We start from the raw sequence: 22,602 nt of genomic DNA on the forward strand, positions 1-22,602 counted from the left end.
ATCGGCGCAAGGGCAAAGGGGGTCTTCGCGACCATACCCGGGTCGCGGGCCTCTTGATGGAGCCAGTGTGAGGCGGCGCACGCCGGTCCGCCCGCCCGCGGACCTATCCTGCTCTGCATGAACCAGGCGCTGAAACCGTTCGTGACGGCCATCGACCACGTCGGCATCGCGGTACCCGATCTCGACGCCGCGATCGCCTTCCACGCCGAGCATTTCGACCTGGAGGTCGCGCACGAGGAGATCAACGAGGAGCAGGGTGTCCGCGAGGCGATGCTGCGCGCGCCGGGCACCGCCGGGACCGAGACCGCGATCCAGCTCCTCGCGCCGCTGCGTGAGGATTCCGCGATCGGCAAGTTCCTCGCGAAGAGCGGGCCCGGGCTGCAGCAGCTGGCGTATCGAGTGTCCGATGTGGACGCCGCCGCCGAGGCTCTGCGCGCGCAGGGACTTCGGCTGCTCTACGCCGAGGCGAAGCGCGGCACGTCCAACAGCCGGGTGAACTTCGTCCACCCCAAGGACGCGGGCGGGGTGCTGGTGGAACTGGTCGAGCCCGCGAAGGACGGTCACTGACCACGCGTCAACGCCGAGGCGATGAAGAGGACCTCGCGGTCGATCTCGGCGGGGTCCCCGTCCTCGGTGTGCCGCGCTGTCGCGTGACGGTGGCTGACCGCCCGCGCGAGCAGTCCCGACGCCGAATCGACGTCGGCGGTCGCGACCTTGCCTCCGGTCGCGGCGACGATCACCGCCCTCACCTGCCGGACGAGCTGCTGGAACCGTTCGGCCAGCGCGTCGCGGACCGCGCGGTGCGTATCGGCCTCCCGCCACAGCAGATGTGAGAGCGCCAGCGACCGGTTGAACCGCCTGTCGAGTTCCACGACGAGGCCACGCAGGCTGCCCGCGAGGTCGCCGGGGACCACCACGACGGCCGGTTCGATCCGGGCGTCGGGCAGTTCGGCGACCAGCGCGGCCAGCAGATCCGACTTGCGCCGGAAGTAGTAGTGCACGAGGCCTTTCGGCACGCCCGCCCGCTCCGCGATCCGCGAAGTGGGCGTGGCGTCGAAACCGGATTCGGCGAAGAGCGCCTCCGCGGCTCGCAGGATGCGCTGTTTCGCCGAATCCTCTTTCACGCCGTTCCCTCCCGGGTCAGTGCTGTCCCGCCGTCTTATGCGTCGCCTGGGCGATCGGCATCGCCGCCGCCCCGGCCACCACGGTCAGGACGCCACCGATCCAAGCGGTCCAGGACGCGCCCATGAAGTCGGCGTATCCCATCACCCAGGGCGAAATGAACAGCAACGCGCCCAGGACGATCTGGATGCCTTCGCCGTAGACCATGCCAGGCATCGCAAGCGACGCGAGACCGTCGAGGGCGATCAGCGCGCCGAGGACGACGAGCGTCCACATGGCGGTGTTGTCCGTGGTCATCCAGAGGGGTGAAAGCGCGACGACGACACCGATGACCACCTCCGCCCAGTCATGGGGACGGCTCCAAGGGCGCGTCGTGGGTTCATTCATGCGTGCTCACCTCCGAATATCGGCTGAACCTGCAGGTCGGAGAGATCTCCACGTCCGATGGTCCGCTTGGTTGGCCGGCCGGTCAAGACCGGTCGATAACACTTCGGGATGTGGACGTGCTCCACGTCTCGTACAGTTGTGGACCTGGTTACCCATGAGTAATTTGGGCGAACCACTCTTTGCCGGTGAGCCCACATCGGCGCAGTGCCGCCAAACGCCGTCCCCCCATTCGCGGAGGTTTCGATGTCGCAGCTCGGCGAGATCCAGCAGGCCATTCTGAACGATGACCTCGGCGCCGTGGCGTCGCTCGACGTGCCGGAGACCTATCGCGGGGTGACCGTGCACAAGGACGAGGCCGACATGTTCGAAGGCCTCGAAAGCCGGGACAAGGACCCGCGCAAGTCGCTGCACGTGGACGAGGTCCCAGTGCCGGAGCTCGGCCCGGGCGAGGCACTGGTCGCGGTCATGGCGAGCGCGATCAACTACAACACCGTCTGGACCTCGATTTTCGAACCGGTGTCGACGTTCAAGTTCCTGGAGCGCTACGGGCGGCTCTCGCCGCTGTCGAAGCGCCACGACCTGCCCTATCACGTCGTCGGCTCGGACCTGTCCGGTGTCGTGCTGCGCACCGGGCCCGGCGTGCACAACTGGAAGCCGGGCGACGAGGTCGTCGCGCACTGCCTCAACGTGGAACTCGAAGGCCCGGACGGGCACAACGACACGATGCTCGACTCCGAGCAGCGGATCTGGGGTTTCGAGACGAACTTCGGCGGGCTCGCCGAGATCGCGCTCGTGAAGTCGAACCAGCTGATGCCGAAGCCGGACCACCTCACGTGGGAAGAGGCCGCCTCCCCCGGTCTGGTGAACTCCACGGCCTACCGCCAGCTCGTGTCGCGCAACGGCGCCGACATGAAGCAGGGCGACATCGTGCTGATCTGGGGCGCTTCGGGCGGCCTCGGCTCCTACGCGACGCAGTACGCGCTCAACGGCGGCGCCATCCCGGTGTGCGTGGTCTCCAGCCCCGAGAAGGCGGAGATCTGCCGGAAGCTGGGCGCGGAGCTGATCATCGACCGCAGCAGCGCCACCGGTGAGGGCTACAAGTTCTGGAAGGACGAGCACAACCAGGACCCGAAGGAGTGGCAGCGGTTCGGCAAGAAGATCCGCGAGCTGACCGGCGGCGAGGACCCGGACATCGTCTTCGAGCACCCGGGCCGCGAAACCTTCGGTGCTTCCGTGTACGCCGCGCGCAAGGGCGGCACGATCGTCACGTGTGCGTCGACTTCGGGCTACATGCATCAGTACGACAACCGCTACCTGTGGATGAACCTGAAGCGGATCATCGGCAGCCACTTCGCGAACTACCGCGAGTCGTGGGAGGCGAACCGGCTGATCGCGAAAGGTCTGATCCACCCGACGCTGTCGAAGACCTACGCGCTCGAGGACACCGGACAGGCCGCGCTGGACGTCCACCGCAACGCACATCAAGGCAAGGTCGGCGTGCTCGCCCTTGCGCCGGAAGAAGGTCTGGGTGTCCGCAACCACGAGCTGCGCGAAAAGCACATCGACGGGATCAACGCCTTCCGGAACGTTTAGCGCGCCAGAACGCGCTTTCGCCGCGCGTTGCGTGGGTGCTCACCCTTCCGTGACTCCAGCTCGACTACGGTAGAAGGATGAGCCTTGGCGAGGAACGGGAGCTAGTGCCGCTGGGAGCCGGCTTCGACGTGGCGAAGCGCGGTTACAGCCGTGCGCAGGTCGACGAACATCTCGAACGGCTTGACGCCGATCTGAAGATGCTCACCGCCGATCGCGATGCCGCCATCGGACAGGCGGGCGACCTGGCACGGCAGCTGGAGATCGCACGCGGCGAGATCGCGGACCTGCGCGGGCAGGTCGACCGGCTCGCCCAGCCGCCGACGAGTGTCGAAGGCCTTTCCGAGCGCCTGCAGCGGATGTTGCGGCTCGCGCAGGACGAGGCCGCCGACACCAAGGCGCGCGCGGAAGCCGAAGCCGGGCACATCCGCGCCAAGGCGGAGACCGACGCGAGCGCCATGCGGGCCCGCTACGAGCAGCTGCTCAACGAGCTCGACCTCCGTCGCAAGGAGATGGAGGCCGAGCACCGCGGCGTGCTGGAGAAGGCCCGCGCCGAGGCGAAGGACATCACCGACAAGGCGAAGGCCGAGCGCGACAAGCTCGACGCCGAGGCGCAGCAGCGCCGCACGCAGGTCGAGGAGGACTTCGAGATCGCGATGGCGTCGCGGCGCACCGAAGCCATGCACGCGCTGGCCGAGCAGGAGGCCGCGAGCAAGGCCGAAGCCGCCCGCCGTGTCCGCGAGGCCACCGAGGACGCCGCCGCCATCCGCGCGAAGGTGCTCGAAGAGGAGACGGCGGCCAAGGCCGACATCGAACGCCGTCAGCGCGAGTCCGTCGCCGACGCCAACAAGCGCAAGCAGGACTCGATCACCGAGGCCAACGCCCGGCTCGCCGAGGCGGCCGACGAGGCACGCCGCCGCGTCCGGCAGGCCACCGAAGAGTCCAACCGGCGGATCACACAGGCCACCGAACGGGTCGAAGCGCTCCGCAAGGTGCGCTCCAGCCTGGCCGAGCAGGTCCGCACCGCGCGGACCGCGCTCGCCGAGGCGACGCACGTGCTCGGCGACGAGCCGCACGTCCCGGCGGACCTGAAGGCGAAGCCGTCGCCCGACGCGGAAGCCACCGTGCAGCTCCGGACGGCCGATGTGCCGAAGGCCACATCCGGCGCGAAGCCTTCACCGCGACCTGCGGCAGCGCAGAAACCGACTGGCGAGTAACCTTTTCACCCGACCGTGCTCACGACGGACCTGCGGGGCCGCCGACGAGCGGTTATCGTCGCTGCTCGCACGCAGGTGCGGGCTGTCAGATCGGTGGAGGTTGCGGATGGCTGCATATCGGACCGTGGTCGTGGGCACGGACGGATCGGATTCCTCGTTCGCCGCGGTCGACCGCGCGGCGGGCGTCGCCGGGGACTCCGGAGCGACCCTGGTCATCGTGTGCGCCTACTACCCCGCCAACAAGGGCGACGTGGAGAAGGCGCAGGACGTCCTCGGTGACGAGGCGTACCAGGTGGTGGGCTCGGCGCCGGCCGAAGACACCCTCCTGTCCGCCCGCGACCGGGCGGCGAAGGCCGGCGCGAAGACCATCGAGACCGCGGCGGTCGTCGGTGACCCGGTCGACTCGCTGCGCAAGGTCGTCGCCGAGCGCTCCGCGGACCTGCTGGTGGTCGGCAACCGCGGGCTGAACACGCTCGCGGGCCGCATCCTCGGCTCCGTGCCGTCCGAAGTCGCGCGGAAGTCCGGGGTGGACGTGCTCATCGTCCACACCACCTGATGCCCGAACCCGGCGAGATCTCGCCCGACGCGCTTCAACAGCGCCTCGAACGGATCCTGCTCGGCGGAAAACGCAAGTACACCCGGCTCGAAGTCGCCGAGAAGGCAGGCGTTCCCGAGGAACGCTCTCGGCGGCTTTGGCGTGCGCTGGGCTTCGCGACCGTCGATGACGACGAGGTCGTCTTCACCGACGCCGACATCGAAGCGATCCGCACGGCGGACCAGCTGATGAACTCGGGGCTGATCGACCCGAGTATCGAGCTCGCCGTGACCCGCGCGCTGGGCCAGCACCTTTCGCGGCTCGCGGAATGGCAGGTCCACATGCTGTGGACGATGATCACCGAGAACAAGGAGATCGGCAGCAGCGAACGCCAGATCGGGCGGCTCGTCGAACGGCTGCTGCCCGAGCTGGAGAAGGTGCAGGAGTTCGTCTGGCGCCGTCACCTCGCCGCCTACGCGGGCCGCGCGATGGCACAGCCCGACGAAGACCTCGAGGCCAGGACCGAGGTGGTCGGGTTCGTCGACATGGTCGGCTACACCCGGCTGACCAGGCAGGTCGACGAGGACGAGCTCACCGACATCCTCGACCGGTTCGAATCCGTCGCCACCGAGGTGATCGCCGATCACCACGGGCGGATCGTGAAGATGATCGGCGACGAGGTCCTGTTCGTCGCCGATTCCGCCGTCGACGGCGCCGAGATCGCCCTCGCCCTGTCCGAACGCGCCGACGCCGACGAAGCCCTGCCCTCCGTGCGCGCCGGTCTGGCTTCGGGCCGGATCCTCAGCCGGTTCGGCGACGTCTACGGCTCGGTCGTGAACCTCGCCGCCCGCCTCACCTCGACCGCGCGGCCGGGCACCATCCTGGTGGACAAGGAACTCGCCACCGAACTCTCGGAATTCCCGCAGTTCGAGGTCCGCACGCGGCGGCCGGTGTCGGTGCGTGGGTACAACCGGCTGCGGCCTTCGTCGCTGCGCCGGGCGCGCGACCGGCCCGCGGGCATGTTCGCGTCTTCGCAGCAGCTCGCGGCGGAGATGCTGGGACTGGCCGACCCCACTCCGGAGCCCGCCTCGGACGTGGTCGAGGACGCCACCGCGGACTCGTTGCCGCCCCGGCCTCGGTCGAAGCGGCGGCGGCGCTGATCCCCTGCCGGGGAGAGCAAGGGACCTTTGCTACCACTTTTGCGGGCCGGCGTGGCCAAGTGTCATGAAAGGGTCGTTCAGGACATTTTTTGTCCTGAACGACCCTTTCATGACATCTGGGAAGGGAGCGAAGCCCGTCAGACGGGCAGCACGGCGTATTGCCGCACGTAGAGGTCGGTGTAGGTGACCGGGCCGCGCGGGCCGGGGACCTTGTCCAGGTTGATGCCGGTCTCGGGAACGGCGAGGAGCTTGAAGCCGTCGAGCAGCCGGGTCGGGGCGTTCCAGAAGACGCCGGTGCCGGTGTACGCGTCGAAGAACGCGTCGGCGGCTTCGCTGCTTTCGGTCGCGATGCCGGCGGCCAGGCCCGAGGTCCGCTCGTTGGCGATCTCCGCCGCCTCGGGCAGGCCGGAGACCTTCGCGACGGTGACGGTCGCTTCGCGGTCCGAGTCGAGTGCCCACTCGTAGCCGATGGCGTGCTCGTGCGGGGCGAGCGACGGCGTGACACCGCGCTCGGCCAGCGCGCCGGAGATGCCGGGCCACACGCGGTCGTGCGCGTCTTCGTGGATCAGCAGCAGGTTCAGCCGGTTGCAGACGCCGAGCCGGTCAAGGCTGTTGAAGACCAGGTCGCGCACCTTGTCGGTGTCGGCCGCTTCGTCGACGTACAGCACGCCGCCGCCGTCGGCGTGGGCCAGCGTGCGGACGCCGTGGACGGCCGCTTCGGTCGCCAGCGCCCTGGTGCTGTCACCGCTGCCGCGCAGGATGACCAGCGGCACGAGCGCGGGGAACCGGACCAGCGCGGAGGCCGCTTCCCGTTCGGCGCGCGGCACCAGCTGGATGACGTCCGGGTCGATGCCCGCCTCGGAGAGCGCGGGCGCGATCACGGTCTCGCGCAGGCGCTTGGCCGAGCCGAGCGCGGCGGAGCCCGTGCGGAGCACGCCGCCGTTGCGCGACTTCACCAGCTGCGACGCGACGTCGACCGTGACGTTCGGGCGCGCCTCGTAGTTCGCGCCGATCACGCCGACCGGGCGGCGGCGCTCCACCAGCCGCAGCCCACCGTCCAAAGTGGACACGTCGACGGAGCGCTCCTGATGCGGCGCTCCCGCCAGGAGACGGAGCTGTTCGGCCATGCCGGTCAGCCGCTCGGGGGTGATGGTGAGCCGGTCGAGCAGGCCCGCGCTCATCCCGTCTTCGCGCGCCTTGGCGATGTCGGCCTGGTTCGCCTCCAGCACGACGTCGGCGTGCTCGACGAGCTTGTCCGCCATGGCGTTCAGCGCGGCGTCGATCGCTTCCGGGGAGGCCGCGGCCAGCGACGGCGCGGCCCGTTTCGCCGATCGAGCGCATTCCTCGACGGCCTTGGCGACCTCGTCCATCTGCTGACTCCTTCCGCGCGGAACGAGCCATCAGTCTGCCGTACCGCCCCGCTCAGGCGACGGTCGGCTCCAGCAGCCACAGCCCGCCCGCGAAGAGACAGCTCACCGTCAGCACGGCCATGACCAGCACCCACAGCACCGCGGGCATTCCGGTGAGCCTGCCGAGCTGGTCGGCGTCGGAATCCCTCGCCGCTCCCCGGCGCCGCTTGATCTGCAGCTCGACCACCGGCCGGACGCCACCGAACAGCAGGAACCAGGTCAGCAGGTAGACGAAGATCGCCTGGAACCACGACGGCGCCACCAGCGCGACCAGCCCGAGCACCACCGAGGTGGCGACCACGGTGAACACGCCGTAGGTGTTGCGCACCATCACCAGCACACCCAGCAGCATCAGGGCCATCACGACCAGCACGACGGTGATCAGGTCCGACGAGAGCAGCCCCGCGAACACCAGCCCGAGCACCGCGGCCGCCGGATACCCGGCCAGCGCGGTGAACGCCATCCCCGGCCCCTCCGGTTTGCCGCGGGAGACGGTGACGCCGGAGGTGTCCGAATGCAGCTTGATGCCCTGCAGCCGTCGTCCGACCAGCACCGCCGCCAGCGCGTGGCCTGCCTCGTGGACGAGCGTGATCAGGTTGCGGGCGATCCGCCAAGGCCTGCCCGAGAGCACCACGAGCAGTGCGAGACCACCGGTGACCAGGGTGATCGTGCCGGGCGGAGTGGACTGGGCGATGTCGGAAACCGTTTCGGCGGGAGACGAGCTCACCTCACCAGCTCACCACAGGCCGGATATGTCCTGTGTCAGGCGGTCATGGAACCTCCGATCCCCCGCGTGCGAAACTCCGGGTCGTTGCGCAGGGCGAAGGCCACCCAGCTGCGGAACGGCCGCCAGACCGCGGAAAGCTCCTCCAACTCCTCGGGCGGCGCCTCCGGCAGGTCGTACGCGGCGCGCATCGCCTCCTCAAGCCGCGGCTCGCCGGCGGGGAAGACGTCGGGATGCCCGGCGCCCCGGATCAGGATCAGCTGCGCCGAGAACGGGCCGATCCCCGGCAGGAGCTGCAACCAGCGCAACGCGTCCGGCACCGGCATCGCGCGCAGGTACGCGGCGTCGAGCAGACCGTCCTTGGCGGCGTTGGCCACCGCGCGCAACCGCTCGGCCTTCACCTCCGGCAGACCGCGCCCGGCTTCGGGCCCGGCCAGCACGTCCGGCCCGGGGAACGACCTGAGGACGTGCCCGCCGACGTCCACCGGCCTGCCGAACTCCTCGGCGAGCCGCCTTTTCACCGTGGCGGCCTGCGACATCCGCGTCCGATGGCTGAGGATCGCCCAGCAGGCCGCTTCGTAGGGCGAATGGAACAGCACGGGGCGCAACCCGGGATGCTCCTGCTGCAGGCGGCGCACCACCGGATCCGCCGTGCCGATCTTGGCGAAGCCGACACCGTCGACATCCACCGAGAGGATCCGCCGGACCTGGGCGCCGACCTCGACGGCGAGCCCTTCTTCGGCGAAGACCTCCACCTCGATCGTGCCGGGCGATCTCTGTCTGACGGCCGCACCGACGTGCTCCCAACCCGCTTCGGCGGGGAAGGCGAAGCGCAGGGTGCCGGGCTCGGCGGCGGCGTCCGCGCGGCACGCGGGCGGGAAATCGGTCAGGAAGCGGATGGACTTGTCGAGATCGAACGGGCCGCGCACCGGGATACGAAGCGTGGTCGAGGCGGTGTGCTGCAGGATCGAGCCGGTCATTTCGGGCTCCTTCGGCTGGGGAACGGCGACTTCCTCCGACGTTAGAGAGGGCCACCGACAGTTTCGGGTCGCGGCGGCGGGAATGTCGCGAATGGGCCGGTCATGGCAGATTCTCGGGTGAACATCGTGAAGGGAGCAGCCATGCCGGACCATCGCGAACGTCTGAAGAGCCTGCTGCGGCCGGGCACCACGTCCACCGCCGAGGGCAAGGGATTCCTTGATCTGCTGGGAGAAATCTCGCAGGCGGGGCCGCCGACCGGGCTCGCGCAGTGGCTGATGCGCACCTCCGCCGTGCCGATGATCTACGAGCGGTACTGGCGTCCGACGCTGGGCAGGGTCGCGAAAGGACTGACCGGCCCGAGCATGGCGGACGAAGTTCGCATCGCGACCGAAGCGCTCGGCCTGCGCCCCGGGCAGGTCGCGCTGGACGTCGCGTGCGGCACCGGCCGGTTCACCCGCGCGTTCGGCGAGGCCGTCGGCCCGGACGGGCTCTCCATCGGCCTCGACGGTTCGGTCACCATGCTGGAGAAGGCCCTCGCCGCGACCAATCCCGCCTCGGTGACGTACCTGCGCGCCGACGCCGTCGATCTGCCGCTCGACGATTCCACTGTGGACGCCGTCTGCTGCTTCGCCGCGCTGCACATGTTCGCCGACCCGGACGCGGCCCTGGATTCGTTCGCCCGCGTGCTGAAACCCGGCGGCTCGCTGGTGCTGCTGACCAGCGCCCGGCACGGCGATCAGCCGAGGCGGCTGGCGGACACCGTGCTCGGCAGGCTGAGCGGGCAGCGGATGTTCGATCGCGGCGAGATCGCGAGGAAACTGGTCCGGCGCGGCTTCGACCACATCGGCGAGCGGTACTCCGGTGTCACGCAGATCGTCACGGGCGAGCTAGGAGTTAACATCCGGAAATGATCCGCTCTGAGCACGCTTCGCCGATTCCTCCCGACGACAGCTACCTCCGCTCGCTGGTCGAAGCGACCGCGGACGCCGTCGCCGCGGCCGAACCCCTCGGTTCGCCCCATGACGGCGCGGACGCCGCGACACGGGACGCCGTCAGCTCCGAGATCCGCGCGCTGCAGGCGGAATTGGTGGAGTTGAGCCAAGACCTGCACGCTCACCCCGAAGAGGGTTTCGCCGAGCACCGCTCGGTCCGGGCGCTCGGTGACCTGCTCGAACGGCACGGCCACGAGGTGACGATCGGCGCGGGCGGGCTCGACACCGCCCTGGTCGCGACGACCCCCGGCAGCGGCCCGCATATCGCGGTCCTCTCCGAGTACGACGCGCTCCCCGGGCTCGGCCACGGCTGCGGGCACAACGTCATCTGCACCGCCGGCGCGGGCGGTTTCCTCGGCGCCGCCGCGGTCGCGCAACGGCTGGGCGGCCGGGTCTCGCTGATCGGCACGCCGGCGGAGGAAGGCGGTGGCGGCAAGGAGACCATGGCCCGCGCCGGCGTTTTCGACGACGTCGACGCCGTGCTCATGCTGCATCCGTTCAGCCACGACATCGCCATGCACCCGTTCCTCGGCAGGCGGCAGCTGGAGATGGTGTTCCACGGCGTCGGCGCGCACGCGTCGGCTCAGCCGTTCATGGGGCGCAACGCGCTCGACGCCGCCGTCGCGGCATACCAGGGTGTCGCGGCGCTTCGGCAGCATCTTCCCTCCAGCGACCGCGTCCACGGCGTCTTCACCGACGGCGGCGCGCGGCCGAACGTGGTCCCCGAACGCGCGGCGCTGCTGTTCTATCTCCGGTCCGCGCAGCCGGACACACTGCGCGACCTCGCCGAGCGGGTTTCGGCGATCGCGCGCGGCGCGGCGGAGATGACCGGCTGCGGAGTCGAACTCCGCTGGGACGCCCAGCCCGCGTATCTGCCGATCCGGTTCAACACCACGCTCGCCGGACGCTGGTCGGTGCATCAGGTCGACGCCGGCCGCAAACCGCTGCCGCCGGGGATCGTGCCCGAATTCCTCACCGGCTCCACCGACCTAGGCAACCTCTCGTACCGGATGCCCGCGATCCACCCGATGATCGCCATCGCCGGACCGACGACCGCCTTGCACACCAAGGAGTTCGCGGCCGCCGCCGGTTCGCCCGACGGCGATCGCGCGGTCGTCGACGGCGCGCTGGGGCTGGCTCTGACGGCCGTCGACTACCTGGCCGACGCGAAGCTCCGCGCCGCGGTGCACGAAGAGTTCGAGGCGTCGGGCGGAGCATTGGACGTGCCGGCGTTCTTCGACTGAGTTCTCTCAGGTAATTCTTCTCAGGAAAGCACAGGGGGATTCCACAGGCGGTTCACAAGTACGGGCGCGAATCTTGTTCCATGACCGAGAACGAGAGTCGGCCAGGCCCCGCCTCAACCGGTGGGCACCAGCCGCCGCACCAGCAGCAGTACCCCGGTTACACCCCTTGGCAGGCCGCGCCGAATCCACTCGTCACCCCGACACCGCGCAAGAAGGGCGGCCGGGTCGCCGTCCTCGTCAGTGCGACGGCACTCGCCGCCGCACTCGTCGGCGGGGTCGGCGGCGCCGCGATCATGGGGCTCGGCTCCACGTCGTCGGCGTCGGGCACGGGTTCGTCCGCGGTCGCCAACGGGCAACTGGTCGGGAACAACACTTCGGGTGACGTCAGCGGGGTCGCCGCGAAGGTGACGCCGAGCGTCGTGCAGGTGAACGTGACCACCGCGCAGGGTGAGGCCGTCGGCTCCGGCGTCATCCTGACGGCGGACGGGCGCATCCTCACCAACGCCCACGTCGTCGCGGACGCCGAGGGCGACGTGACCGTGACGTTGTCCGACGGCAAGCAGTACAAGGCGAGCGTGGTCGGCGCCGACACGAAGGCCGACATCGCGGTGCTCCAGGCGAAGAACGCGAGCGGCCTGACCCCGGCTTCGCTGGGCGATTCCAGCAAGCTGGCCGTCGGCCAGCAGGTCGTCGCGATCGGCTCGCCCGGCGGGCTGCAGAACACCGTGACCACCGGGATCGTGAGCGCGCTGAACCGCAAGCTCGACGAGCTGAGCAGCGGGCAAGAGCGGCGTTCGCCCTACAGCAGGACCACGAACGAAACCGGGCCGAGCTACACCGCGATCCAGACCGACGCCCCGATCAACCAGGGCAACTCGGGCGGCGCGCTGGTGGACGCGCAGGGGAACGTCATCGGCATCAACTCCGCGCTGTACAACCCGGCCTCGACCGGCAGCATCGGTATCGGTTTCGCGATCCCGATCAACGACGCGAAGAAGATCGTCGAGCAGATCGTCGGCTGAACCCGCCGTCTGGACCGCTGTCAGGGGGCGGCCCAGCAGGCACAGCCCGTGAAGGCCTCCTTTTCGCAAAGGAGGCCTTCACGGGCTTCAGAGTTCGTACGTGAGGGTGAAGGTGTGGTTGCCCTCGTCGTCCTGGACGATCTCCGCCGTTCCGGTGATGCCGGTCAGCTCACCGTGGCCAGAGCCCGGCAAGACGATCAGGTGATGTCCGTTCTCCCCCGCCGAGTGATGCAGGACGAAGCCGCCCTTACGCCCGCCGACGGAGACGGCCAGCCGCTCGAAGGCGACGTACGCCGACGACGTCTCGTTCACCGCCGTGAGCATCTCGACGGCGCTGGTGCCTTCGACGTCACCGGTGAACGTCTTGGTCAGCAGCACCCGCGAGAACTCGGTGCCTTCGGCCTTCTCGGTGGCTTGGGGATCCCAGCCGTCCACAGTGAACGACGCTGTCGCGCTCTTGGTCATGCCACCGAGTCTGCCGGGCATACCTGACAGATCGCGTCAGGTATTCCTCACCGCCGCCGGTTCCCGAACAGGCCGCGGGTGATCTCCCGGCCGAGCGCGCTCGCCGCCGAGCGGAGGAACGACTTCACCGCCGGGTTCTTCATCGCCTGCTCCACCATCCCCGGCTCCTGCTTCTCCGGCTTCGGAGCGGGCGCTTCGGGCGGCGGAGGAGCCTCACCGGCAGGCGGTGCGGCCACCTTCGCGGCGAGCTTCTCGTAGGCCGACTCACGATCGATCGTCTCGGCGTACTTCGCGTGCAGGTCCGAAGACGTCGTCGCCGCGGAGATGGCTTCGGCGCCGATGGAGCCCATCTTGGAACGCGGCGCGCGCAGACGGGTCCACGCGACCGGCGTCGGCGCGCCCCGTTCGGAAAGGACGGTGACGATCGCTTCGCCGATACCGAGCGACGTCAGCGCCGAGTCCAGCTCGTAGTGCTTCGTCTTCGGGTACGTCTTCACCGTCTTCGTCAGCGCCGCCTGGTCCTCGGGCGTGAACGCGCGCAACGCGTGCTGCACGCGCGCGCCGAGCTGGGACAGGACGTTGTTCGGGATGTCCGTCGGCAGCTGCGTGCAGAAGAACACGCCGACGCCCTTCGACCGGATCAGCTTCACGGTCTGCTCGATGCGCTCGAGGAACGCCTTCGACGCGTCGTTGAACAGCAGGTGCGCCTCGTCGAAGAAGAACACCAGCTTCGGCTTGTCGAGGTCGCCCTCTTCGGGCAGTTCCTCGAACAGCTCGGCCAGCAGCCACATGAGGAACGTCGAGAACAGCGCGGGCTTCGACTGGAGGTTGTCCAGTTCCAGCAAGGTCACCATCGCCTTGCCGTCGGCCTCGCGCATCAGGTCGTGGACGTCCAGCTCGGGCTCGCCGAAGAAGTCCTCGCCGCCCTGAGCCTCCAGATTGGACAGCGCCCGGAGGATCACCCCGGCCGTCGCGGCCGAGACGCCGCCGATGCCCTTGAGGTCTTCCTTGCCTTCGTCACTCGTCAGGTGCGTGATGACCGAGCGAAGGTCCTTCGTGTCCAGCAGCGCCAAACCGCGCTGATCGGCCCAGTGGAAGATCAGGCCGAGCGTCGACTCCTGGGTTTCGTTGAGTCCCAGCACCTTCGACAGCAGGATCGGGCCGAAACTCGTGATCGTCGCCCGGATCGGCGATCCCTTGCCACCCGTGCCCAGCGACAGGAACTGCACGGGGAAGGCGGCGGGCTCCCAGGAGTCACCCAGCTCTTCCGCGCGTTTGGCGATCTTGTCGTTGCTTTCGCCCTGCGCGGCGAGCCCCGACAGGTCGCCCTTCACGTCCGCCAGTACCACCGGGACCCCGGCGGCCGACAGTTGCTCGGCGATCAGCTGCAAGGTCTTCGTCTTGCCGGTACCGGTCGCGCCCGCGACCAGCCCGTGCCGGTTCAGCGTCGCCAGCGGCAGGCGGACCGCCGCGGCGGCGTCGGCCTTGCCGTCGATCACGACGGCGCCGAGCTCCACCGCCGCCCCCTCGCTCACATACCCCTGCGCGATCTCCTGGGCTGGACCCTGTTCGGCCACTGTCGCTCCCCGATCTGTGACATGACTCACCTGAGGATGCACACGGTGCCAGCAACGCGCCGAACCCGCACGTCGCGCGCCACGAATCCCCGGGTCGGGTTAGGGTTTCGGGGTGAACGACCGCCTAGTCTGGATCGACTGCGAGATGACGGGGCTCGACCTCGGCAAGGACGCGTTGATCGAAATAGCCGCGCTGGTGACCGACGCCGAGCTCAACGTCCTCGGCGAAGGTGTCGACATCGTCATCCACGCCGACGACGAAGTCCTCGACGGCATGCCGGAGGTCGTCCGCGAAATGCACGCCCGCTCGGGCCTCACCGAAGAGGTCCGGCGCTCCACGGTCACCATGGAAGAAGCCGAGCAGCGCGTGCTCGAGTACATCCGCGCGCACGTGCCCGAGGCCAACGTCGCCCCGCTCGCCGGCAACTCCATCGCCACCGACCGCGGCTTCATCACCCGCGACATGCCGCTGCTCGACGCGCACCTGCACTACCGCATGGTCGACGTCTCGTCGGTGAAGGAACTCGTCCGGCGCTGGTACCCGCGGATCTACTACGCCAAGCCCGAGAAGGGCCTCGCGCACCGCGCCCTCGCCGACATCAAGGAATCCATCGGCGAGCTCGACTACTACCGTCGCGTCGCCTTCGTGCCGCAGCCCGGCCCGACCACCGAACAGGCCAAGGCCGCGGCCGCTGAAGTGCAGGAACGCCACGAACGGTAACCCGTTGCGAGCCCCGGAAACGGGCACGCTAATATAGTGCGGCCGAGGTGATGGGGGGTTCCCCGAGCCCGGCGATGGTGGGCGTAGCTCAGCTGGTAGAGCACCTGGTTGTGGTCCAGGAGGTCGCGGGTTCGAAACCCGTCGCTCACCCCATCGACCCCAGTTCGGCCGGTTCTTCCGGCAGGCTGGGGTTTCGCTTTTTCCGGGTATCGGTAACGCGGCGTGGCGCTCGCGCGAGTTCAGGAGGGAACTCGCGCGGAGGATGCCATGAGACGCTGGCTGGTCTTGGGACTCTTGCTGGCGGCCGGCGCCTGACCACGACCTCGGTCAAGAAGTCACCGTGGCGATGCGAACCGGGGTACCCGGACTGCGCGAAGGCCCAATCCCAGAAGTGCCGCTACAAGACCAGCGGCGAGGTGCAGTGGGAGCACCTCTACGGCCCCTTGCCGCCCGAAACGCCATGAGGGTCCTGTCAGGACGAAACCGTCCTGACAGGACCCTCATGAAGAACAGGTCAGTTCCGGTCGCCGCCGGTCTTCCAGTCGTCCCACGACATCTGCCACACCGACCAGCCGTCGGTGGGCTCCAGCACCTGCGGGCCCGAGTTGGTGACCGTGATGATGTCGCCCTTCTTGGAAGTCTCCATCAGCCACTGCGCGTTCTCGGTGGACAGGTTGATGCAGCCGTGGCTCACGTTCCGCTTGCCCTGCGAACCGACCGACCAGGGCGCCGAGTGGTAGAAGATGCCGCTGTTGGACATGCGAACCGCGTACTTCACGAACGTCCGGTAGCCGGCCTTGCTGTCCGTCGGGACACCGTACGTGCTGGAGTCCATCGTGTACCCGTTGTGCTCGCTCATCACCGTGTAGGTCCCGGCCGGGGTGCTGCTCGACGGCTTGCCCATCGAGATCGGCATCTGCCTGACCTCTTGGTCGTTCACCACGACCTTCATCTGGTGCGTGCCGCCGTCCGCGGTCGCGACCAGCTTGTCGCCGACGACCACCTTGGCGGGCTTGTCCTCGCGGCCGAAGGTGTTGTTGCCGAGGTTCTTGCCGTAGATCGCCGCGTTGACCGAGATCTTCGTGCCCGCCTTGAAGTACTCCTTGGGCCGCCACATCACGGTCTTCTCGCCGAACCAGTGGAACGCGCCTTCGGTCGGCGGCTCGGTGACGATCTTCAGCGCCTTCTCGGTCGCGGTCTTGTCGGGCACGTTGCCGGTGAAGGTGAAGATCAACGGCAGGCCGACGCCGACCGTCTCGCCTTCGACGAGGTTGATCGAGACACCGATCTGACGGCCGGGCTTGGCCGTGGTGAACGTCGAGGTCGCGGTGACCGGCTTGCCGTCGGTCCCGGTCGCGGCCGCGGTGACGGTGTAGCTCTTGCCGTAGCCGAGCGGCTCCGCCGACTCCCAGCCCGAACCGTCCTCCTTCGGCTTGCCCGCGACGACCTTGCCGTCGGCACCGGTCAGTTTGACCTCGCCCACCTTGCCGTCGGCGACGGCCACGGTGACCGGCTCGCCGGGTGCCACGTTCGCCGCACCCTGCGCCGGGGTCAGCGTCATCACGGCGGGCTTCGGCTCCGGCGCGGGCGCTCCACTCTGCTGCGAGCCCCCGGGGGCGCCACCCGGCGACGGCTGTTCACCCGACGGTGTACTGGTGCACCCGGCCAGAGTGAACCCGGCCACCAAAGCCACCAAAGCCACCCGCGACCGCCCCGTCGCTCCCCAGACCCTCATGCACACCGCCCGTTTCGCGTGGTACCAACCCCTACGTCTGGCTATAGTCTGCCTGACCGGGCGCAACGCTCGCGGCCGGATGGCCGAATACGTCCCGGCCCGGCGTTAGGGGACCCCCCTGAAACGGGCCCCAGCAACCCTGTGTTAATGTTTTCCACGTCGCCGAGGGAACACCAAGGCGGCGGAACAAGCAGGCGCCATTAGCTCAATTGGCAGAGCAGCTGGCTCTTAACCAGCGGGTTCGGGGTTCGAGTCCCTGATGGCGCACAGTTCCAAGCGAAGCCCACCAGCGGTTTGTCCCGGTTTTCCGGGTGCCGTCGGTGGGCTTCGTTCGTGTGGGGCCGGGCCAGGGACGGGAGCCCGCCGCAGCCGGGCAGCATCCGCGTCGGACCCGCCACCGAGCAGCGGTGGATCATGGGACCCGCTGCCGGGACTCACGACAACGACGTCACAGCCCGAGATGACCCCACGGCGCCCTTGCCGAAGAGGCCCGGGTACCGACGAGCGGCCCCGAAGCGACCTTTATCGACGATGATGTCCGCGTCAAGGCAGATCCAAACCATTCGTGTTCGTCCTGAGGTGAAACGATTTTGTCCGGAGATTTCATCGTGGCCCCTCGGGGGCGCGTTCAGCCACCGCGGATGCTGTCATGGATGCCCTCGCGGGGCCTGCTGCTCCGAGTGGTCGAATTCATCGCCGGAGAAGTCGCGGACGATGAGCTTTCCGAAGAGCTGCATCACTTCGTCAAAGGCGAGTACGGCTACTTTTCCCTAAGCACATACACAAGCGAGCAAGCCGAAGAGATCATGACCGTGATCCGGGAATCGCTCCTGCCCGCGGTTGCCGAATGGTATCCGGGCGACGACGAAGTCCACGACTTCGTAGCGGAGTTGGTCGATCTCGTGAAGCAAGCCCAAGCGCTCGAGCCGATCAGCCGAAACGACCGATGAGCGGCGATGGCACAAACAATGGTTCCGGCACAAAGCCCACCAACGGTTCATCTCGGATGCCGTTGGTGGGCTTTGTCCACATGTGACGACTCAGCGGTTGTACTGCCATCCACTCCGGTAACAGGTGTCCCAGCCTGCGTCGTCCACGCAGGTTACGACGCGGACCTTGCCGAGTTTGGTGCCCGAGTTGTACTTCAGGTTGCTCCAGTAGCTCGTGGTGCCGCATCCGCTCTCGTTCCAGCGGTACGGCGTCGGGTCGATGGTCCCCATGCCGAGGTCGGCCTCGAAGAACACGTAGACCGGGTTGCCGTCGCATTTGGTGTCCCGCACGGCCATGTTGATGCCGCTCATCCCGCTGAACGTCCAGGTCCAGTTGGCCGAGCCGTAGACCTCGCTCCCGGACGCGGTGGCCGCGCCGGTCGCGGCCGAGGCGGTGCCCGTGAACGCCAGTGTCGCCGCCGACGCCACGGCGATCGCCGTGGCCGCCCGCCGCAGGTTCCTGCTCAGAATCCCCTTCATGGTCCCCTCCGATGTGATAAATGAATGACGACTCCATGGGGGAGGCGTCATGCTTCGTATTCACTTCACCGACCGTGACCTGGCCCGTGTCCGCGTCGCGGCCGCACCGGATCCGCTGTGGGAAACGGTTCTGGCCATACAGAAGCTCACGCTCGACGGCGTTCCCGCCTTCGCGCGCTGGCGGCGGCGGGTGCGGGAAGGACTGCGTGAGCGTGACGCCCGGACCGCGGTGCGGTTCCTGCAGACGATCGCGCCGCCTGCCCGGTACTTCCCGGATTTCCTCACCCCCGCCGAGTCCGCGTGCGGGCTGAAGGCGGGCCTGGCGGCGCTCCGTGGGACGCCGGCGGATCAGCTCGGCCGCGAAGTCGGGCTGATGGCGAAGCATCACCGTCTGCCCGGTTGGACACACGGCCTGGCGGCGGGGGCGAGCGCGGCGCTCGATCAGGTCGCCGGGGCGCTCCAGCTCGCCCACGACACCCTCGTCGCTCCACAATGGACGAACGTGCGGACCCAGGTCGACATCGACCGGGCCTTGCGGTCACGCCTCGCAGGAGAAAACGGCACCCTCGGCCTGCTCGAGTCGCTCCGGCCCGCCTTTCGCTGGGAGGCGCCGGTCCTGACCGTGCGCTACCCCGTCGACCGCGACCTCCACCTCGGCGGTCGCGGTATCCGGCTCGTGCCGTCCTACTTCTGCTGGGACACCCCCGTCGCCCTGGCCGACGACGACCTTCCACCGGTCCTCGTCTTCCCGGTGTCCCACGAGAACGAGCCCGCTCCCCTGCCGAAACACCTGGCCATCCTGCTCGGCCGGACCCGCGCCGCCGTCCTGTACGCGGTCGCGGGCCGCCCCACCAGCGGCGAACTCGCCGACCGGCTCGGCATTTCGGCGGCCGCGGTTTCGCGGCACACCACGGTGCTCCGCGACGCCGGGCTCATCGCCAGCCGTCGCCACGGAGCCGTGGTGCTGCACAATCTCACGCCGATGGGTGCCGCGTTGCTGGGCTGAGCCCTCAGCGCACGAGCCGCCACGGCGTGCAACTGTCGGCTCCCGCGTCGTCCTCGCAGACCCGGAACGACGTCACGTCCGGGATCTTCGCGTTGCCGCAGCCGATCTTCGAACCATTGCCGTCGTTGATGGTCAGCTTCGCCCCGTTCTTGTGGTTGTACTCGGCGTAGACGCCGTTACCGTCCTGTTCCTCGTCGCACACCGCGGCGGCGTCGCGGATGGTGTCGTACTGCGCGTAGTCGTGTCCCTGCCAGATGGTGTGGCCGGTCGCCGCCGCCGCCCCTGAAGTCCCCAGTACCAGCGCCGAGATCACCGCGCCGCCGACAAGCATCATTTTCCGGATCATCGTTCCCCTCCCCTTGGGCTTGGGAACAGCTTGCCGCCCGCCTCGCCGACCGGGCGAGACTTTTGCGCCAGGGCGGAAAACCGCAGACAGGTTACCCCGCACCGGCCGCGGACGGCTGACGAGGCTTACTCCGACCGCGTGACGGATCTCCTGTTTCCGCGCGGACAAGAGGATGATTTCCGCCGTACTGGTGGCGGCGGCTGGACCCCACGGCGCCAGTGTTTCGTCCTGCCAAGGAGTCCTGACGATGGCCGCCGCCCCCGCACCGTCCCGGCACGTGCTGTTCGAGACCACCGACCACGACGAGGCCGGGGAGTACCTGACCGACGTCTACGGGGGAAGCTTCCGGCTGGGGGCGGGGCGGAAAGGCTCCCCGGTCCATTTCAGCAGGCTGTTCACCGACAGCTTCTCCTTCATCACCGCCGTGCACAGCGCCGAGATCGGCTACACGCTGGAAACCGTGCCGATGTTGATGCTCGCCCGTCCGCTCACCGCGCCCGTGCACTATCGGTACGGCGGTGACGCGCATTGTTTCCGCCCTGGCGAAGTGCACCTGTCCAACACCACCGAGGACCATCCGCCCATCCAGGCGCGATGGCACGACGGCGCGGTTCAGGCCGTCACGTTCCCCTTCCCGTTGCTCGACCAGGTCGCCGCCACGGCGGAGACGCGCCGTCCGAAGCCGGTCCGCTTCACCGACCTGCGCACGACGAGCCAGGACACCGCCCGTCACCTGATCGCCACCATGGACTACCTCGCCACCAGCGTCCGCGATCGCCCGGAGTGCATGGCGGAACCGCTCGTGGCCGGTGAAGCGGGGCGGCTGCTGGCTTCCGCGGCGTTGGCCGCCTTTCCCAACACCGCGCTGACCGACCCGACCATCGAGGACCGGCGCGACTCGCATCCGGTCACCCTGCGGCGGGCGATGGCGTTCATCGACGACCACGCCCACCTGGACATCACCGTCGCCGACATCGCCGCCGCCAGCCACGTCACCATCCGTGCGCTGCAGTACGCCTTTCGCCGCAACCGCGGGACGACTCCGATGGGCTATCTCCGCCAGGCCCGCCTCCAGCAGGCACACCGCGACCTGTTGACCGCCGATCCGGCCGGCGGCCTCACCGTCACCCAGATCGCGGCACGCTGGGGCTTCTTCCATCCCGGCCGGTTCGCCCAGCATTACCGCGCCGCCTACGGTTGCCCGCCGTACCGGACGTTGCGGCGCGACGGCCGATGACTCCTTGAGTCGATCAGAGGGGCGGCGAAGACTGGGTTCCGGCACCGGTACGCGGGGTCCACACCGCGTGAAACTCCGGTGTTGCGTACCGGTGCCGTGACTCCGGGCGGCGGGGTCTCCGCCCGGAGCCGGCTCACCGGGGCGGGGTCCGGGCCACCGGGGAGTCGGGACAACCCATGCTCCTTCTTCGCGCCGCCAGGCACAGCACGCCCGGCGAACCCGTGTCCGCGCTGCTCAAGGGCCGGACCATCCGGAAAACGAAACAACCACGCCCGCCGGGAATCGGGCATGGTGGGTTCCGGGGGTGGTCATGTCCGAGTGGTCGAGCGCCAAGACCGGCACGGCGGTCGTCATCGGGGTCACCGCGTTGTGCGCGCTGGTCACCGTGGGAACCGAGTACGCGGGCGCGCTGGAACTACGGATCGGCTCGTTCGCGCTCGTCCTGCTTCCGCTTTTCTTCGCCTTCGTGATCACGGTGGCCCTCAATCTTTCGTTGTCCTGGCGGCGTCCGGACGCGGCCGCGCCGATCTGGTCCTGCGCCGGGCAGCTTCTGCAACTGCTGACGGTGGTCTTCGTGGTGCGGGCCGGGGTCGTGCTGGGGACGGCGCTTCCCACGATCGTCGAGGCCGGGCCGGCGATCCTCGTGCAGAGCCTCGGAAAGGCGGGGACCGCGCTGCTGGCCTTCCCGGCGGCCCTGCTGCTCGGCTTCGGACGCGCGAGTATCGGCGCCACCTTCTCCATCGGCCGCGAACCCAGCATCGCCCTGGTGACCGAGCGGTACGGCATCGCTGGGCCGGAAGGGTCCGGCGTTCTCGCCACCTACATCAGCGGAACGCTCTTCGGGTCCTTGTTCTTCTCCGTGCTCGCGGGCATCGGGTCGACGATTCCCCTGTTCAGTTCCACGGCGCTGGCCATGGCCTGCGGGGTCGGCAGCGGCGGCATGACGATCTCCTGCGCGGGTTCACTCGCGCACGGTTCCCGTGACCTGCCCCAGGACGACATCCTCGCACTGGCGACGGCCAGCGACGTGCTGACCTACGTCACCACCGTGCTGCTGGGCGCTTTCGTCGTCCTTCCGGTGCTGGAGCGGCTCTACCGTTCCCCCACCGCGGTACGGAATCGGCTGGTGTCCGGGAACACGGTCGAGCCGAAGGCGGCCGTCGTCCCCTCCCGGCTGGTGAGTGGCTTGGCCGTGACCGTGCTCCTTCTCGTCACCTCGGGATGGCACGCGGCGCCGGGAATGCTCTTGCTGCTGGCCCTCGCTTTCGGGGTGCGGATGCTCGGCGACCGGACCGGCCGGTTCGTGCCGACCGTGCTGTGGGCGGCGCTCGTCGGCGCGGTGCTGACCGTTCCGGGACTTCCGTGGTCCGCCACCATGCTGCCGATCCTGTCCGCTGTCGATCTGCTGACGCTGGCCACGGCCGTGCTCAGCTGCGTAGGTCTGTGCGTGACCATCCGGCAGCTGAGGATCTTGCGGACGCTGAGCTGGCGCGCGGTCGTCGTCACCCTGCTCGTCTTCGCGGGCTCCTTCTTCACCTCGGCTCTGCTGGCCCAGATCGTCCTGTCCCTCGGCGGGTTCACCGGATGAAAGGAAAGCCCATGAAGGTCCTGGTAGCAGGCGGAACCGGCTTCATCGGACAGCACGTCGTGCGTGAACTCCTGA

Annotated in this window: 23 protein-coding genes and 2 tRNA genes; 15 read left to right on the forward strand and 10 right to left on the reverse strand. The window is 68.8% G+C overall.

Annotated features, from left to right (window positions below; translation table 11 throughout):
- Window positions 1–117 precede the first annotated feature (117 nt).
- Window positions 118–567: a methylmalonyl-CoA epimerase gene (gene mce / locus DMC61_RS13330; protein ID WP_125689548.1), complete on the forward strand. Its 450-nt coding sequence runs from the start codon at window positions 118–120 to the stop codon at window positions 565–567.
- Here mce and DMC61_RS13335 read toward each other — a convergent pair.
- The gene (locus tag DMC61_RS13335) at window positions 561–1,124 is read right to left on the reverse strand and encodes a TetR/AcrR family transcriptional regulator (RefSeq protein ID WP_125689549.1); all 564 of its coding nucleotides are present in this window, start codon (window positions 1,122–1,124) and stop codon (window positions 561–563) included. The two genes, mce and DMC61_RS13335, sit on opposite strands and share 7 nt — an antisense overlap.
- Before the next feature lie 16 nt (window positions 1,125–1,140).
- The gene (locus DMC61_RS13340; protein ID WP_125689550.1) at window positions 1,141–1,509 is read right to left on the reverse strand and encodes an SPW repeat protein; all 369 of its coding nucleotides are present in this window, start codon (window positions 1,507–1,509) and stop codon (window positions 1,141–1,143) included.
- A gap of 243 nt (window positions 1,510–1,752) precedes the next feature.
- Between DMC61_RS13340 and ccrA the strand changes: the two genes are divergently transcribed.
- From ccrA to DMC61_RS13360, 4 genes are all read left to right on the forward strand, one after another.
- A complete protein-coding gene (ccrA, locus tag DMC61_RS13345) occupies window positions 1,753–3,102 on the forward strand; it encodes a crotonyl-CoA carboxylase/reductase (RefSeq protein ID WP_125689551.1) in 1,350 nt (449 codons plus the stop codon).
- 77 nt (window positions 3,103–3,179) lie between these two features.
- Window positions 3,180–4,316, forward strand: a complete 1,137-nt coding sequence (locus DMC61_RS13350) for a chromosome segregation protein (protein WP_233594796.1) — start codon at window positions 3,180–3,182, stop codon at window positions 4,314–4,316.
- 106 nt (window positions 4,317–4,422) lie between these two features.
- Complete coding sequence (locus DMC61_RS13355; protein ID WP_007031721.1) at window positions 4,423–4,872, forward strand: universal stress protein; 450 nt, start codon at window positions 4,423–4,425, stop codon at window positions 4,870–4,872.
- On the forward strand, window positions 4,872–6,011 hold the full coding sequence (locus tag DMC61_RS13360; RefSeq protein ID WP_125689552.1) for an adenylate/guanylate cyclase domain-containing protein: 1,140 nt from the start codon (window positions 4,872–4,874) through the stop codon (window positions 6,009–6,011). Before DMC61_RS13355 ends, DMC61_RS13360 begins: the two co-directional genes overlap by 1 nt.
- A 137-nt stretch (window positions 6,012–6,148) precedes the next feature.
- On the opposite strand, the gene DMC61_RS13365 is transcribed toward DMC61_RS13360, so the two are convergent.
- Genes DMC61_RS13365 through DMC61_RS13375 form a run of 3 tightly spaced genes read right to left on the reverse strand, consistent with a single transcriptional unit; the run spans window position 6,149 to window position 9,124 of the window.
- Window positions 6,149–7,381: an aldehyde dehydrogenase family protein gene (locus tag DMC61_RS13365; RefSeq protein WP_125689553.1), complete on the reverse strand. Its 1,233-nt coding sequence runs from the start codon at window positions 7,379–7,381 to the stop codon at window positions 6,149–6,151.
- 52 nt (window positions 7,382–7,433) lie between these two features.
- Window positions 7,434–8,147, reverse strand: coding sequence for a M50 family metallopeptidase (locus tag DMC61_RS13370; protein ID WP_016336662.1), 714 nt, complete (start codon window positions 8,145–8,147; stop codon window positions 7,434–7,436).
- Window positions 8,148–8,182: 35 nt separating this feature from the next.
- Window positions 8,183–9,124 (reverse strand): DNA-3-methyladenine glycosylase, encoded by a 942-nt coding sequence (locus DMC61_RS13375; protein ID WP_125689554.1) that lies wholly within the window; start codon window positions 9,122–9,124, stop codon window positions 8,183–8,185.
- Between the two features lie 141 nt (window positions 9,125–9,265).
- On the opposite strand from DMC61_RS13375, the gene DMC61_RS13380 reads away from it, so the two are divergent.
- The 3 genes from DMC61_RS13380 (at window position 9,266) to DMC61_RS13390 (ending at window position 12,383) form a co-directional block, all read left to right on the forward strand.
- Window positions 9,266–10,036 carry a class I SAM-dependent methyltransferase gene (locus DMC61_RS13380; RefSeq protein WP_125689555.1) on the forward strand — a complete coding sequence of 257 codons (771 nt, stop codon included), beginning with the start codon at window positions 9,266–9,268 and terminating at the stop codon, window positions 10,034–10,036.
- A complete protein-coding gene (locus DMC61_RS13385) occupies window positions 10,033–11,361 on the forward strand; it encodes a M20 family metallopeptidase (RefSeq protein WP_125689556.1) in 1,329 nt (442 codons plus the stop codon). The genes DMC61_RS13380 and DMC61_RS13385 overlap by 4 nt, the downstream gene beginning before the upstream one ends.
- Window positions 11,362–11,441: 80 nt before the next feature.
- Window positions 11,442–12,383, forward strand: coding sequence for a S1C family serine protease (locus DMC61_RS13390; protein WP_125689557.1), 942 nt, complete (start codon window positions 11,442–11,444; stop codon window positions 12,381–12,383).
- A gap of 87 nt (window positions 12,384–12,470) precedes the next feature.
- Here DMC61_RS13390 and DMC61_RS13395 read toward each other — a convergent pair whose 3' ends face one another.
- Both DMC61_RS13395 and DMC61_RS13400 read right to left on the reverse strand, forming a co-directional pair.
- Complete coding sequence (locus DMC61_RS13395; RefSeq protein WP_043849121.1) at window positions 12,471–12,848, reverse strand: DUF3224 domain-containing protein; 378 nt, start codon at window positions 12,846–12,848, stop codon at window positions 12,471–12,473.
- A gap of 47 nt (window positions 12,849–12,895) precedes the next feature.
- Complete coding sequence (locus tag DMC61_RS13400) at window positions 12,896–14,425, reverse strand: helicase HerA-like domain-containing protein (RefSeq protein ID WP_125689558.1); 1,530 nt, start codon at window positions 14,423–14,425, stop codon at window positions 12,896–12,898.
- A 112-nt stretch (window positions 14,426–14,537) separates the two neighbouring features.
- Here DMC61_RS13400 and orn point away from each other — a divergent pair, with 112 nt between their 5' ends.
- Entirely contained in the window at window positions 14,538–15,146 is a 609-nt protein-coding gene (gene orn / locus DMC61_RS13405) for an oligoribonuclease (protein WP_125689559.1), read from the forward strand.
- 77 nt (window positions 15,147–15,223) lie between these two features.
- Window positions 15,224–15,299 (forward strand) — tRNA-His (locus DMC61_RS13410).
- Between the two features lie 361 nt (window positions 15,300–15,660).
- Here DMC61_RS13410 and DMC61_RS13415 read toward each other — a convergent pair.
- Window positions 15,661–16,881 (reverse strand): Ig-like domain-containing protein, encoded by a 1,221-nt coding sequence (locus DMC61_RS13415; RefSeq protein ID WP_197684745.1) that lies wholly within the window; start codon window positions 16,879–16,881, stop codon window positions 15,661–15,663.
- 194 nt (window positions 16,882–17,075) lie between these two features.
- On the opposite strand from DMC61_RS13415, the gene DMC61_RS13420 reads away from it, so the two are divergent.
- Together DMC61_RS13420 and DMC61_RS13425 are read left to right on the forward strand one after the other, a co-directional pair.
- Window positions 17,076–17,148, forward strand: a tRNA-Lys gene (locus DMC61_RS13420).
- A 386-nt stretch (window positions 17,149–17,534) separates the two neighbouring features.
- On the forward strand, window positions 17,535–17,831 hold the full coding sequence (locus tag DMC61_RS13425; RefSeq protein WP_125689560.1) for a hypothetical protein: 297 nt from the start codon (window positions 17,535–17,537) through the stop codon (window positions 17,829–17,831).
- Between the two features lie 90 nt (window positions 17,832–17,921).
- Here DMC61_RS13425 and DMC61_RS13430 read toward each other — a convergent pair whose 3' ends face one another.
- Window positions 17,922–18,350 carry a hypothetical protein gene (locus tag DMC61_RS13430; RefSeq protein WP_125689561.1) on the reverse strand — a complete coding sequence of 143 codons (429 nt, stop codon included), beginning with the start codon at window positions 18,348–18,350 and terminating at the stop codon, window positions 17,922–17,924.
- Window positions 18,351–18,399: 49 nt separating this feature from the next.
- Here DMC61_RS13430 and DMC61_RS13435 point away from each other — a divergent pair, with 49 nt between their 5' ends.
- Window positions 18,400–19,356, forward strand: coding sequence for a helix-turn-helix transcriptional regulator (locus DMC61_RS13435; protein WP_125689562.1), 957 nt, complete (start codon window positions 18,400–18,402; stop codon window positions 19,354–19,356).
- 4 nt (window positions 19,357–19,360) lie between these two features.
- On the opposite strand, the gene DMC61_RS13440 is transcribed toward DMC61_RS13435, so the two are convergent.
- Complete coding sequence (locus tag DMC61_RS13440; RefSeq protein ID WP_125689563.1) at window positions 19,361–19,702, reverse strand: hypothetical protein; 342 nt, start codon at window positions 19,700–19,702, stop codon at window positions 19,361–19,363.
- A 247-nt stretch (window positions 19,703–19,949) separates the two neighbouring features.
- Between DMC61_RS13440 and DMC61_RS13445 the strand changes: the two genes are divergently transcribed.
- Both DMC61_RS13445 and DMC61_RS13450 read left to right on the forward strand, forming a co-directional pair.
- Window positions 19,950–20,939 carry a helix-turn-helix transcriptional regulator gene (locus DMC61_RS13445; protein ID WP_199749980.1) on the forward strand — a complete coding sequence of 330 codons (990 nt, stop codon included), beginning with the start codon at window positions 19,950–19,952 and terminating at the stop codon, window positions 20,937–20,939.
- A 310-nt stretch (window positions 20,940–21,249) separates the two neighbouring features.
- A complete protein-coding gene (locus tag DMC61_RS13450; RefSeq protein WP_125689564.1) occupies window positions 21,250–22,527 on the forward strand; it encodes a DUF3100 domain-containing protein in 1,278 nt (425 codons plus the stop codon).
- Window positions 22,528–22,602: the final 75 nt, after the last annotated feature.

The sequence above is a fragment of the Amycolatopsis sp. WAC 04169 genome (assembly GCF_003947535.1).
In the GTDB taxonomy this organism is placed as follows: Bacteria; Actinomycetota; Actinomycetes; order Mycobacteriales; family Pseudonocardiaceae; genus Amycolatopsis; species Amycolatopsis keratiniphila.

Coding starts and splice junctions, on each gene's coding strand:
- DMC61_RS13450 (WP_125689564.1), top strand. CDS start 21,250: ATGTCCGAGTGGTCGAGCGCCAAGACCGGCACGGCGGTCGTCATCGGG.
- DMC61_RS13375 (WP_125689554.1), bottom strand. CDS start 9,124: ATGACCGGCTCGATCCTGCAGCACACCGCCTCGACCACGCTTCGTATC.
- DMC61_RS13365 (WP_125689553.1), bottom strand. CDS start 7,381: ATGGACGAGGTCGCCAAGGCCGTCGAGGAATGCGCTCGATCGGCGAAA.
- ccrA (WP_125689551.1), top strand. CDS start 1,753: ATGTCGCAGCTCGGCGAGATCCAGCAGGCCATTCTGAACGATGACCTC.
- DMC61_RS13350 (WP_233594796.1), top strand. CDS start 3,180: ATGAGCCTTGGCGAGGAACGGGAGCTAGTGCCGCTGGGAGCCGGCTTC.
- DMC61_RS13435 (WP_125689562.1), top strand. CDS start 18,400: ATGCTTCGTATTCACTTCACCGACCGTGACCTGGCCCGTGTCCGCGTC.
- DMC61_RS13430 (WP_125689561.1), bottom strand. CDS start 18,350: ATGAAGGGGATTCTGAGCAGGAACCTGCGGCGGGCGGCCACGGCGATC.
- DMC61_RS13415 (WP_197684745.1), bottom strand. CDS start 16,881: ATGAGGGTCTGGGGAGCGACGGGGCGGTCGCGGGTGGCTTTGGTGGCT.
- DMC61_RS13355 (WP_007031721.1), top strand. CDS start 4,423: ATGGCTGCATATCGGACCGTGGTCGTGGGCACGGACGGATCGGATTCC.
- DMC61_RS13385 (WP_125689556.1), top strand. CDS start 10,033: ATGATCCGCTCTGAGCACGCTTCGCCGATTCCTCCCGACGACAGCTAC.
- DMC61_RS13440 (WP_125689563.1), bottom strand. CDS start 19,702: ATGATCCGGAAAATGATGCTTGTCGGCGGCGCGGTGATCTCGGCGCTG.
- DMC61_RS13360 (WP_125689552.1), top strand. CDS start 4,872: ATGCCCGAACCCGGCGAGATCTCGCCCGACGCGCTTCAACAGCGCCTC.
- DMC61_RS13445 (WP_199749980.1), top strand. CDS start 19,950: ATGGCCGCCGCCCCCGCACCGTCCCGGCACGTGCTGTTCGAGACCACC.
- DMC61_RS13380 (WP_125689555.1), top strand. CDS start 9,266: ATGCCGGACCATCGCGAACGTCTGAAGAGCCTGCTGCGGCCGGGCACC.
- DMC61_RS13340 (WP_125689550.1), bottom strand. CDS start 1,509: ATGAATGAACCCACGACGCGCCCTTGGAGCCGTCCCCATGACTGGGCG.
- DMC61_RS13390 (WP_125689557.1), top strand. CDS start 11,442: ATGACCGAGAACGAGAGTCGGCCAGGCCCCGCCTCAACCGGTGGGCAC.
- mce (WP_125689548.1), top strand. CDS start 118: ATGAACCAGGCGCTGAAACCGTTCGTGACGGCCATCGACCACGTCGGC.
- DMC61_RS13425 (WP_125689560.1), top strand. CDS start 17,535: ATGCCCTCGCGGGGCCTGCTGCTCCGAGTGGTCGAATTCATCGCCGGA.
- DMC61_RS13395 (WP_043849121.1), bottom strand. CDS start 12,848: ATGACCAAGAGCGCGACAGCGTCGTTCACTGTGGACGGCTGGGATCCC.